At 49.8% G+C, this 12,123-nt stretch carries 10 protein-coding genes; 8 read left to right on the forward strand and 2 right to left on the reverse strand.

Features of this window, described 5'->3' with window-relative positions:
• Positions 1–40: 40 nt before the first annotated feature.
• The gene (locus BDT_RS08040) at positions 41–1,171 is read right to left on the reverse strand and encodes a hypothetical protein (RefSeq protein ID WP_015090744.1); all 1,131 of its coding nucleotides are present in this window, start codon (positions 1,169–1,171) and stop codon (positions 41–43) included.
• Positions 1,172–1,181: 10 nt separating this feature from the next.
• Positions 1,182–1,757 (reverse strand): cob(I)yrinic acid a,c-diamide adenosyltransferase, encoded by a 576-nt coding sequence (locus BDT_RS08045; protein WP_015090745.1) that lies wholly within the window; start codon positions 1,755–1,757, stop codon positions 1,182–1,184.
• A 68-nt stretch (positions 1,758–1,825) separates the two neighbouring features.
• Here BDT_RS08045 and BDT_RS08050 point away from each other — a divergent pair, with 68 nt between their 5' ends.
• The 8 genes from BDT_RS08050 (at position 1,826) to BDT_RS08085 (ending at position 12,118) form a co-directional block, all read left to right on the forward strand.
• Complete coding sequence (locus tag BDT_RS08050) at positions 1,826–2,641, forward strand: N-formylglutamate amidohydrolase (RefSeq protein ID WP_051026287.1); 816 nt, start codon at positions 1,826–1,828, stop codon at positions 2,639–2,641.
• Between the two features lie 92 nt (positions 2,642–2,733).
• A complete protein-coding gene (locus BDT_RS08055; RefSeq protein ID WP_015090747.1) occupies positions 2,734–4,149 on the forward strand; it encodes a cytochrome c biogenesis protein ResB in 1,416 nt (471 codons plus the stop codon).
• A complete protein-coding gene (locus BDT_RS08060; RefSeq protein ID WP_015090748.1) occupies positions 4,146–5,786 on the forward strand; it encodes a cytochrome c biogenesis protein in 1,641 nt (546 codons plus the stop codon). Before BDT_RS08055 ends, BDT_RS08060 begins: the two co-directional genes overlap by 4 nt.
• Positions 5,787–6,017: 231 nt before the next feature.
• Positions 6,018–6,500 carry a cytochrome c3 family protein gene (locus BDT_RS08065; RefSeq protein ID WP_235046312.1) on the forward strand — a complete coding sequence of 161 codons (483 nt, stop codon included), beginning with the start codon at positions 6,018–6,020 and terminating at the stop codon, positions 6,498–6,500.
• A gap of 12 nt (positions 6,501–6,512) precedes the next feature.
• On the forward strand, positions 6,513–9,650 hold the full coding sequence (locus tag BDT_RS08070) for a TAT-variant-translocated molybdopterin oxidoreductase (protein WP_015090750.1): 3,138 nt from the start codon (positions 6,513–6,515) through the stop codon (positions 9,648–9,650).
• Positions 9,647–11,008, forward strand: a complete 1,362-nt coding sequence (gene nrfD, locus BDT_RS08075) for an NrfD/PsrC family molybdoenzyme membrane anchor subunit (RefSeq protein ID WP_011164088.1) — start codon at positions 9,647–9,649, stop codon at positions 11,006–11,008. Before BDT_RS08070 ends, nrfD begins: the two co-directional genes overlap by 4 nt.
• Positions 11,008–11,532, forward strand: a complete 525-nt coding sequence (locus BDT_RS08080; protein ID WP_015090751.1) for a DUF3341 domain-containing protein — start codon at positions 11,008–11,010, stop codon at positions 11,530–11,532. The genes nrfD and BDT_RS08080 overlap by 1 nt, the downstream gene beginning before the upstream one ends.
• A 4-nt stretch (positions 11,533–11,536) precedes the next feature.
• Positions 11,537–12,118, forward strand: coding sequence for a c-type cytochrome (locus BDT_RS08085; RefSeq protein ID WP_015090752.1), 582 nt, complete (start codon positions 11,537–11,539; stop codon positions 12,116–12,118).
• The last annotated feature ends 5 nt before the right edge of the window (positions 12,119–12,123 follow it).

Raw genomic sequence — 12,123 nt, forward strand, 5'->3', positions numbered from 1 at the left:
GCCCCTAAGCACTGTCGAAAGTGCCCAAAATAGTTACCGTTTACAGGGCAAAGAAGGGCTCGATTTCAGCGGGTTTTTCGTTGTTCGGATGCATGAACGAAGGCACCTCTGAATCCGGGGGAATCAGCAGGTAAACCCCGAACGGCATCTTTGCGGAAATCCAGTTGCGGGGACGGCGATAGATAAATTCAGAGCGTGTTTGTGTGTACACCAGGAATTCATTTTCCTTGGCGTCATCAAAGGCCTTCCAAAGCAGGCTTTCAAAAATGTCGCCGTTGTCGGCAAACAGGAAATTCAAATATTTAAAATTCAATCCCGCTTCGATTTTCAGACGGGAATAGGGCTTCGTCAAAGTGCGGGTCCATCCCAGCATTTTTCCGAATTTCAGGAACTGGCGGAAGTTGTGCCCGCGCAAAGAATACTGCATCGGAATAAATTCCTGCATGCCTCCGGCAGACCACGGGGCCACGCAGCCCACGATGTTTTCATTCTTGTCAAAAGCGATGATGAAATCTTCCAGCTTCAAACCCTTCCAGCGCTCGAGTTTTTCCATAAAGCTGGTTTCATCCCACGTTGTGGCCAGATCGCGCTGACGGGATTTTTGTGTGATATAGTAAATCAAAGCATCCACGTTCTGTGCGCTTCCGCGGCGCAGGCGAAGATGCGGCAGGGGATTGGAAGCCCACGGCAAACGGCCATGCACCGACACCATGTTAAAGCGTCGGAACAGATGATAGTTCGGCAAAGGACGCTTCATCGAGCGGGGACGCACAAAGGCATTCAGTGCCTGCACATCCGCCATGCTCATCACCGAAAACAGGTACTTGTTCCCCAGAGTGTGAGACACCTCGTTCATCACCGGCAAAAAGTGCTGAGACCATTCTAAAATCGCACGACGGTTGGAGGAAATACGCAAATCCCGGCCAAAGGCGACCGTGGAAACTTTCCCATCCAGCCACACATCGCGCACCACGAAGCTGGCCATGCCCTCGATTTTGTTTTCATCGGTTTTAAGCTGGTAAGTCAGGTGTTGATCGGATTGCACGGAATAGGGCGCGAAAAAATCCTTTTCGCGATCAATGCGGATTTCAACCGGGCCGTTCAACGGGAAGCTTTTGTAAAACTCAACAAGGGCTTTGGAGTCCTCAGGTTTTGCGATCTCTAATCTCATTAAGTTTTTCCTAGGTTTTCTTCCAAAGAACGTCAGCAACCCCGTGTTTCATGTTGGCCCAGCGGGCTGCCACGAACAGATAGTCGCTCAGTCGGTTCAGATACTGCAAAGTCATGGAATAGCGTTCGTCTTTCACGGCAATTTCGGCGGAACGACGCTCGCTGCGACGGCACAGGGTGCGCGCCACATGCAGGTGTGCTGATGTCGGGTGACCGGCTGGCAGGATAAAATTGCGCAGCTCGGGCAGGGTTGTGGTCAGTTCGTCAATCTGCAGTTCCAGATAGCGGATTTGTTCTTCCGTAATGGGCGGCAAAAGTTTGAAGACCTCATCTTTTTCAGTCGCCAGCAGGCTTCCGATGTTGAAAAGCTCGTTTTGCACTTTTTCCAGAGAATTACTGAGTTCTGACATCTCAGGGAAGGGGGCTAAAGTCGAACGCACCACGCCCAGATAGCTGTTCAGTTCGTCAACGGTGCCATAAGCCTCGACGCGTGGATTGAATTTCTCAACACAGGAGCCGTCCACAAGGCGTGTGCTGCCTTTGTCGCCGGTGCGCGTATAAATTTTGGCTTTGGGAGCATTCGTCATAGATTTGACCCTTCTTGTATTTAGTGTCACGGTTAAGGTCTATCAGGTCAAGAAGTGAGAGTTTATATATGACAAGCGCAAATGAGATTCCTTTGATAGTGACGATCCCCCATTCCGGCGAAAACGTTCCTGATCAAACGCCTTGGCTGAAGTCTTTGCCCGAGGAAGTTTTGATGTGCGACGTGGATCGCTTTGTCGACTTTCTGTATGAACCGACTTTGCACAAGCTGCATATTCCCTATGTGAAAACCGAGTGGCACCGCTATGCGGCCGATTTGAATCGGGTGCCTGAAGACGTGGACGCAACTTCCGTTATCGGCAACAGCAACCCGGCAGGCATGCACAACCGTGGCTTTCACTGGGTGATCACGACTTACAAACATCAGCTGATGAAAGAACCAATGTCCGTGGAGGCGCACAACGAACTGGTGAAACTGGTTTACGAGCCCTTCCATGCCGGCGTTCGCAAGCTGTATGCGGACTTGCACGAAAAAGGTTTTAAGAAAACTTATCACATTGATGCGCACAGCATGCCTTCTTTGGGGACCAGTGAACATCGCGATCCAGGCGAATTGAGAGCCGATATCGTTGTCAGCGACAGCAAAGGCAAAAGCTGTGATCCCCGCTTTAAAGATCTGGTGATTGCGGCCTATGCCTCTGCCGGATTCAAGGTCGGTTACAACTGGCCGTATTTTGGCGGACGCGTCACAGAGCAGTATGGCGATCCAAAACGCGAGCAGCATACACTGCAGGTGGAGCTGAATCGTTCGTTGTACATGGATGAAAAGACCAAAAAATTGAAGCCGGAAGAAGCGAAGAAAGTTCAGGAGAAGCTTCTGTCGGCCGTCAGTTATGTCCGCAACAATTTGCTGCATATAATGTAGGGCGTCGTAAAGCCAAAAAGCATGGTCTTAAAAGCCGATCTAAACTATTGATAGCTATACCAAAATCAATAAGCTCTCAATAAGGATCGGCTTTGGATAAATCCTCTGCGCCCCAAAAATCCCTGTTCAAAAGAATCAATAAGCCTTTGGCATCGTTGAAGCTCGCGGTTTTCATCATCGTATCCCTGGCCGTGATCACCGCAGTGGGGACATTTGTTGAAGCCCGCTACGATGCTTATGCCGCTAAAAAAACGGTTTACGACACATGGTACATGTACGGGATCATGGGCCTTTTGGTGATCAACTTGACGGCCGTGATGGCCGATCGCTGGCCGTGGAAAAAACGCCATGCCGCCTTTGTTTCAGCACACATCGGGATTATCATTTTGCTGGCGGGTTCGCTTCTGACTTGGAAGTGGGGCCTGGATGGTTCCATGCGTGTGGGGATTGGTGAATCCAACAACTTCGTGCAAACCGCTGAAACCGACATCGTTGTTTACACGTCGTTTGACGGGGACCGCTACACGAAAACTCTGGAACAGGAAGTGGACTTCTTTAAGAATCCGCCCACTGTTGAAAAGCCTTTCATCATTCCTGCGTATGAAGGTGAAATCAGAATTGTTGATTACAAAAAATACGTTGTTCCATCCAAGAAGGTGATCGAAGGCGAAGTCGGCAAATCCGGCGCGGGCCTGCGTTTCCAGCTTCAGAATGACAACGTGAATGTGATCGAATGGCTGGTTCAGAAAAAACCGGGCAATCTGGTCAGTCATAATTTCGGCCCGGCGCAAATCTTTATGGGGCCGGCTCCAGAAAAACCTCGTGGTGCCAATGAAATCTTCCTGACTCCGGAAAAAGACGGTTTGAAATACGTGGTCTTCCAGAAAGACTCTGACAAGCCTTTGAAAAAAGGTTTTGTGAAAGAAGGCGACGTGTTTGATCCGGGCTTTAAAATGGCCCTGAACTTCCGCGTGCTGCGTTTCATGCAGGCCGCCCGTGAAGACTGGGATCTGCAGGATTCCAGCCGTCCCACGCCGCTGACCACTTCTGCGGTGAAAATCATCTTTGACGGCAAGGAAAACTGGGTTCTTCTGAATGACATGGTGAAGCTGTTCACCACGAATTCTGTGTACCTGTTGACGTACGGCAACCGCCGTATTGATTTGGGTTTCAATTTGAAGCTTAAGAAATTCGAAGTGGCCCGCTATCAGGGAACCATGCGTGCGGCGGCCTATGAAAGTCTGGTGGAAGTTCCGGACTTTGGCGAATATCTGATTTCGATGAACGAGCCTTTGAAATACAAAGGCTTGACCATCTATCAGGCGAGCTTCCAGGAGGAAGACGGGCGTCCGGTGGCCTCCATCTTCTCCATCAATCATGACCCGGGAAGATTCCTGAAATATCTGGGCTCATTGGTGCTTTCATTGGGTATCGTGCTGTTAATGTGGTTTAAACATCTGGACTTCAAACTTGCCCGTAAAACGGGAGCAGGGACGAAAGAATCATGAAAAAAATATTTCTCATCATTGCTTCATTGTTGGTGACTTGTGCCGCTGTGGCCAAGCCCGGTGATCTGCTGAAATCCATGCCGGTTCAGGACGGCGGTCGTATCAAGCCTTACGACAGCTTCGCCAAAGAAATGCTGGAAATTGTCTATGGCAAAACCAAATTCGAAGGCCGCAATGCCACCGAAATCGTTTTGACGTGGATGCTGTCTCCGCAGGCGTGGGAAGGCAAAAAAATCTTTGAAGTGCGCAACCATCAGGTTTTGCAAGCGATGAATCTTCCGAAAGATCAGCGCTATTTTAACGGTGAAGAGCTGTTTGCCAACGAAAGATTCACCCTGCTTCGTCAGGAGCTTCAGGCCAAGCGTGAAACCAAGGAAAAGCTGGATCCTTATTTCCAGGCTTTGCAGCGCCTGGAAAATCAGTTCTTTGTATTTCAGGAAATCGCCGCCGGCCGCATGATGAAGGTCGCTCCTCCGAAAGAAGGCGACACGTGGCTTGCCGTGGCGGATTTGCCAGAACATCTTCAGGCTAAGTTCCTGGATGTGACCAAGGCCTTTGTGACTTATCTGGGTGTGATCGCGGAAAAAGGGGATTCTTCAGTTTCCGGCAAAGCTCTGGATGAAGCGGTTGCGGCGTTTGAGGCGGCAGCGCAAACAGAAAATCCGGCGTTGTACAGTCTGGGCGGCAAGATCACGGCGGAAGTTCACTATAATTCCTTCCATCCTTTCCGTTGGGCGTATGTGTTCTATTTCCTGGCGTTCATCGTGTTGTTGTTGGTGTGGGCTTTAAGTAAAGAGTCTCTGATGACGACAGCGTGGGTGCTGTTGGGGATCGGTTTTGCACTGAACACTTATGGATTTGGTTTGCGCATGTACATCATGGATCGCGCACCGGTATCCAATATGTATGAAACGGTTGTCTGGGTTGCCTGGGGAACGGTGTTGTTTGCGGCGATTTTGGAAATCATTTACAAATACAGATTGATTCTGGTGGCGGGGACTTTGGTGGCGGCCTTCGGTCTGGTGATCGCGGACTTTGCTCCAGCGGTTTTGGATCCTTCCTTGCAGCCGCTTGAGCCGGTTTTGCGCAGCAACTACTGGCTGACGATCCACGTGATGACAATCACTATCAGTTATGCGGCTTTCTTCCTGGCGTTCGGGTTGGGTGATCTGGGCTTGTTTTATTATTTGCGTGGTGAAGATAAACACCAGGCGCAGATCAAAGCCATCACCACCAGTATTTATCGTGCTATGCAGATTGGTGTCGCGTTCCTGGCTCCGGGGATCATCCTTGGTGGTATCTGGGCCGATTACTCTTGGGGCCGCTTCTGGGGCTGGGATCCAAAAGAAACTTGGGCTTTGATCGCGTTGCTGGGTTATCTGGCGGTGTTGCATGCACGCTATGCGGGCATGTTGAAGCATTTCGGAATGGTAGTGACAGCGGTTATCACTTTCTCTTTGGTGATCATGGCGTGGTACGGAGTGAACTTTGTGCTTGGCGCGGGGCTTCATTCCTACGGCTTCGGTGCCGGTGGGGTTGAGTATGTGTCTGCTTTCGTGGCAGCACACATGCTGTTAGTGGTTTATGTGAGTGTGATTAGACAAGGTAGAGGGAAAAAGGCGACGAAAGAGTCTTAAATTTGGTGTGCACAATATTTGAGCGGACGGGTCCGAGTTTCTCTCTTTTTCAATATGCTTGCAAAAAGAATATGGACAACTGGACTTTTCCACCATTAAATAGGAGCAAACTAAAATTAGGACAGCATTCGTTTGTCTTTGGCCCACATCGTAATGAGTTAGCGAAGGATGATTATGCATCGGGTATTCAAAAGAACAGCGGCGGGCGCAATTGCGTTTATTGGCGCGCTCATGGTTACAACACTTCTCACAGGCTGCAAATTCCAGCCGGGTTGGGGATATAATAAAGGATACGCTCCAGAACAGCCGATTCCTTTTGAGCATTCCCTGCACGTGGGTACACACAAAATTCAGTGTCAGTACTGCCACAACCAAATTGAGAGAACAAAACACGCAAACATTCCTGCACTTTCAACGTGCATGAACTGTCACTTGCAGGTTGCAACTGACAAACCTGCGATTCAAAAGCTGCGTGAAGCTTATGACAACGGTGACTCCATTGAATGGACTCGCGTTCACATGCTTCCGGACTTCGTTCACTTCAACCACAATGCCCACATTGCCAAAGGCGTGAACTGTCAAACGTGCCACGGTCCGATTGAGACCATGAAAACCGTTCAACAGTTCTCTGATCTCTCTATGGGTTGGTGCGTGAACTGTCACCGTCAGCCAGAGAACAAAGCTCCTCTTAACTGCTCAACTTGCCACTACTAAGGGTTTGGTAAAATGTCTGAACATCATGATCACGATCACGATTTAGAAATGAAAAAAGCGCTTCGCCCGAAAGTGGAGCGTGACACAAAATACTGGAACAGCCTTGAACAATGGAGCAATGATCCTGAGTTCAACAAAATTGCTTCCACTGAATTCCAGTCCTCTCCATTGCGTGAGAGTGACGATGAAGGCGGCTGGGCACGCCGTGAATTCCTGAAGCTGATGGGTGCATCCCTTGCGATGGCTTCTGCAGGTTGCATCCGTCGTCCGGTTCAGAAAATCGTTCCTTACAATAAACAACCAGAAGAAGTGACTCTGGGTATGGCGAACTACTATACCTCTGCTTACTTCGATGGTTCTGACGCTTTGGGTGTTTTGGTTAAAACACGCGAAGGCCGTCCTATTAAAATTGAAGCAAACCCTGGTCATCCATTCAGCGTTAGCGGTTTGAGCATCCGTTCCCAGGCTTCTTTGTTGTCCATGTATGACCCTGAAAGACTGAAAGGTCCTCAGCGCAATCTGTTCAACGAAAAGAAATCCAACAGCCAGGTTATCGACGTTAAGTGGGAAGACCTGGACAAAAAAGTTGTTGAGCAATTGAAGAAAGGTGACGTTGTCATCCTTTCCGGCAACGTGGCGTCCCCGGCAACCCGCGCGGTGATCGGTGATTTCGCACAAGGTTTCAAAGCCAAACACGTGGTTTGGGAAGCTCTTTCAAATGACGACGTTCGTGAAGGTCAAAAAGCCTCTTATGGCGACGATGTGGTACCGGCATTCCGCTTCGATAAAGCGAAAATGATCGTTTCCATCGATGCTGACTTCCTGGGTACATGGATTTCTCCTACGGCATTCACGAATCAGTTCGTTGAAGGTCGTAAAGACATCAAAAACATGAGCCGTCTGGTTTCCTTCGACTCCAATTACTCTTTGACTGGCGCCAATGCGGACATCCGCATGAAAATCAAGCCTTCCCAGCAACTTGAAGTTGTGATGGGTCTTCTTCACGAAATCATCGTGAAGAAAGGTGCTTCCTCTCAAGCTGGCAACAGTGCGGTGAAAGCGGCTTTGGCTCCATTTGCTGATGTAGCTAAAAAACTGAATGTTGAACCTGCTTTGTTCGCGAAAGTGGCGGCAGATCTTTGGGCTAATCAGGGCACATCCCTGGTGGTTGCGGGTGGTATCACCACTTTGACTGAAAAATCCCAAGAACTTCAGGTGGCAGTGAACTTCCTGAACTCCATCCTGGGTAACGACGGTAAAACCGTGGACCACAACGGTGGAAACAAAGGCGACAAAGCTTCCCATGCTGACATGGCTGCTTTGATCAAAGACATGAAAGATGGCAAAGTGAAAACTTTGATCATCCACCGTGTGAATCCAGGCTTCGTTCTGGGCGCGGACATGGGCTTTGCAGAGGCAATCAAAAAAGTCGATCTGGTTCTTTACACAGGTGACCGTATTGACGAAACAGGCGTATTTGCTGACTACATCACTCCGGACAACCACGCGTTGGAATCCTGGAGTGATATGGAACTGGCTTCGGGTGTTTACAGCATCTGTCAGCCGTCCATCCGTCCAATGTACGACACTCGTTCCTTCCAGTTGTCTTTGATGACTTGGGCGTACCTTGCGAGTGTGGGTCCATCCCGTCTTCGTGACTACGAGACCTTCTATGATTACCTGCGCGTATTCTGGAAATCCGACATCTTCCCTAAACACGGGAAAGGTCAGGGCTTCGAGGACTTCTGGCAGACAGCTTTGCAAAAAGGTTATGTAGGAGAGATCAGCTCTGGTTCTTCTTCTCGTTCCTTCAAAATGGATGCATTTACATCCATCAAGCCAGCAGCGGCGAAAGAAGGCTTTGAACTGGCTCTTTATTCCACGTCTCAGCACGGTGACGGTTCGCTTGCGAACGTTTCCTGGTTGCATGAGCTTCCAGATCCAGTGACCAAAGCAGTTTGGGACAACTATGTGATGGTTTCTTTGGCGACGGCTGAAAAGCACGGCCTGAAACAAGCCACTGTGGTTGAACTGACTGTGGGCGGTAAAACTCTGGAACTTCCAGTGTTGATCCAGCCAGGTCTGCATGACGACGTTCTGGCAGTGGCTGTGGGCTTCGGTCGCACGCGTGCTGGTAAAGTGGGTAACGGCATCGGTCAAAACGCCTTTGTCTTCGTTACTGCCAAAGACGGTAAAGCCGTTGCAGCTGGAACTGCTGCGTCCTTCAAGAAAACTTCCAAGAAGTATGAAATTGCGATCACGCAAGGTCACCACACAATGGAAGGCCGTACTATCGCGGTTGAAGCGACACTGGCTGACTACAACAAAAAGAAATCCACAGGCATCCCGCACCCTCACGTATGGTCCATCTGGTCCGGTCACGAATACAGTGGTCACAAATGGGGTATGGCGGTTGATCTTCATACTTGCACAGGCTGTTCTTCCTGCGTGATTGCATGTCAATCCGAGAACAACATCCCGGTTGTGGGTAAAAGATACGTTCTTGAAGGTCGTGAGATGCACTGGTTGCGTATTGACCGTTACTACATCGGCAATCCGGAAAACGCAGAAGCGGTATTCCAGCCGGTTATGTGCCAACACTGTGACAATGCTCCGTGCGAAACGGTGTGTCCGGTTCTGGCGACGGTTCACTCTGACGAGGGTCTGAACGACATGGTTTACAACCGTTGCGTTGGTACTCGTTATTGCGCGAATAACTGCCCTTACAAAGTACGTCGTTTCAACTGGTTCAACTATGCGAAACTGATCGAGAAGCCGATGCACATGGCTCTGAATCCTTCTGTGGGCGTTCGTACCCGCGGGGTGATGGAAAAATGTACATTCTGCGTTCAAAGAATCCAGGATGCCAAAACAGTGGCTCGCAATGAAAAACGTCAGTTGAAAGACGGGGATGTTAAGGTTGCGTGTCAGACTGCATGTCCTGCAGGCGGTATCGTATTCGGTGACCTGAATGATCCAAACAGTGCTGTAGCCAAAATCTTCAAAACTGAAGAACGTGGTTACGCACTTCTTGAAGAGTGGCACGCGGCTCCGTCCGTTCGCTATCTTTCCAAGATCCGTAACAATGATAAAGAATCAACTGGTGATCAAAAAGGTCACGGTACTGCAAAACAAGGTGAGCACTCATGATGAAGCGTAGCCCATTAGTCCTTGGCAATAAAACTTTGAAAGATGTTACTGACGACATCTGCGCTCCGGTGGAACGCTTCCCATCCAAAGGTTGGGTGGGGATGTTCCTGGGTGCGAAGACGTTGCTTCTGTTCTATATCGGTATCCTGGCATCCGTAGTGGGTGTTGGTATCGGTCTTCTGGGTGTGAACAGCCCGGTGTTCTGGGGTACGATGATCGTTACGTTCGTATTCTGGATCGGTATCGGTCACGCCGGTACTCTGATTTCCGCGGTTCTGTTCCTGTTCCGTCAAAAGTGGAGAACTTCCGTAGCTCGTACCGCAGAGGCGATGACCGTCTTCGCGGTAATGACCGCGGGTCTGTTCCCGCTGCTGCACACGGGTCGTCCTTGGTTGGATTACTGGTTGTTCCCGTACCCGAATCAACGTGGTCCATTGTGGGTGAACTTCCGTTCTCCGCTTCTTTGGGACGTTTTCGCGGTATCCACTTACGCGACAGTTTCCATGGTGTTCTGGTACATCGGTTTGGTTCCTGACTTTGCAACCATCAAAGACCGTGCGAAGAACAAACTTCGCCGTACTGTTTACGGTGCGTTGTCTTTGGGTTGGAGAGGCACTGCGAAGAACTGGTCCCACTACGAAATGGTTTACTTGCTTCTGGCAGGTCTTTCCACTCCGCTGGTTTTGTCCGTTCACACGATCGTATCCTTCGACTTCGCGGTTTCTAACCTTCCGGGCTGGCACACCACGATCTTCCCTCCATACTTCGTTGCCGGTGCGATCTTCTCCGGTTTCGCGATGGTTGTGACCCTGATGACTTTGGTTCGTATTGGATTCCCTGAATTCAAGAACTACGTCACTTTGGATCATATGGAAGTGATGAATAAGATCATCATGACCACAGGTATGCTGGTTGGTTACGCGTACGCGTCTGAGTTCTTCATTGCTTGGTACTCTGGCAACCAATACGAGCGCTTCGTGTTCATCAACCGTGCGTTCGGTCCTTACGGCTGGTCATACTGGATCATGGTATCTTGTAATACCATCTTCCCTCAGTTGTTCTGGTTCCGCAGATTCCGTCGTTCCATCCCGGTGATGTTCGTAGTGTCCATCCTGGTGAACATCGGTATGTGGTTCGAGCGTTTCGTGATCACTGTGACTTCTTTGCACAGAGACTTCCTGCCTTCTTCCTGGGGCATGTACGCTTGGTCCTGGTTCGATACCGGGGTTCTGGTTGGATCCTTCGGTATGTTCCTGACTCTGTTCTTGTTGTATTTGCGTCTGTTCCCTGCGGTTTCTATCGCGGAAGTGAAGCCCGTATTGCATGTGGGTTACGATGATAAAGGAGGGCACCACTAATGGCGGCTAAATATACTAAAGGTATTGCTGGTATCTGGTTGGAAGAGCATCAAATTCTGAAAGCGACCCGCAAAGTGCGTGAGTCCGGTTTCACGAAGTTTGAAGCGATCTCTGCTTATCCTATTCACGGAATGGAAGAAGCCGCGGGCATCAAACGCTCGTGGATTCCTTATGTGGCCTTCACTATGGGTCTGGCTGGTTTGGCTGGCGGTTTGGGTCTGACTTATTGGACTTCCGCGGTGAACTGGGCCGTAAACGTCGGTGGTAAGCCGTTCTTCAGCTTGCCTGCGTTTGTACCTATCATGTTCGAATTGACGATTTTGTTGTCGGCGCTTTCTTCAGTAGGGGCTTTGTTCTATGCCTGCGGTATTCCGCGCATGGATCCACCGGTGATTGATCCGGATCTAAGCTGCCACAAGTTCGCTATCTTTATCCCGCACAATGACAACGGTTACGACGAAGCTAAAATTGAATCCATGTTCAAAGAGCTTGGCGCAACTGAAGTGAAGAAGACGGAGTACTAGTAAGATGAGAAACATCGTGAATATTTCAATGGGTGTTGCAGCAGCAGGATTGGCTGTTCTGGCGTTGTCCAGCTGCGGTCCTCGTGGCAACAAGCCGAATGTGGAAATTATCCAGGATATGATGGTGACTCCGGCTGTGAAGGCTCAGTCCTACGATGCGGATGCTCCTCATCACCGTGGTATGCGTGTTCCTCCAGAAGGTACAGCTCCGGTTGGTTTTGAACCGTACCAGTATGCTACGGACGTGGAAGCCGCTTCCAAGAATCTGAAAAATCCACTGGCTGGCAAAATGGACGAAGAGACTTTGATCGTAGGTCAGAAATTCTACGAGACAAACTGCGCTCTTTGCCATGGTTACAAAGGTGAGGGCGGTGAGGCTGCAAAGTCCACCATCTCTGCAAAAATGGCTTTGAAACCACCTTCTTTGCTGACTGATAAAGTCAAAGGCTGGACTGATGGTCACATGTATCACGTGATCACAGTGGGTCAGGGTGTGATGGGTCCTTATGCTTCCCACATTCCTCAGCAATACCGCTGGCAGGTTGTTAACTATATCCGCTTCCTAGAGAAGCAAGAAGCTAAGTAGGTTGT

The sequence above is a fragment of the Bdellovibrio bacteriovorus str. Tiberius genome (genome assembly GCF_000317895.1).
GTDB classification, from domain to species: Bacteria; Bdellovibrionota; Bdellovibrionia; order Bdellovibrionales; family Bdellovibrionaceae; genus Bdellovibrio; species Bdellovibrio bacteriovorus_F.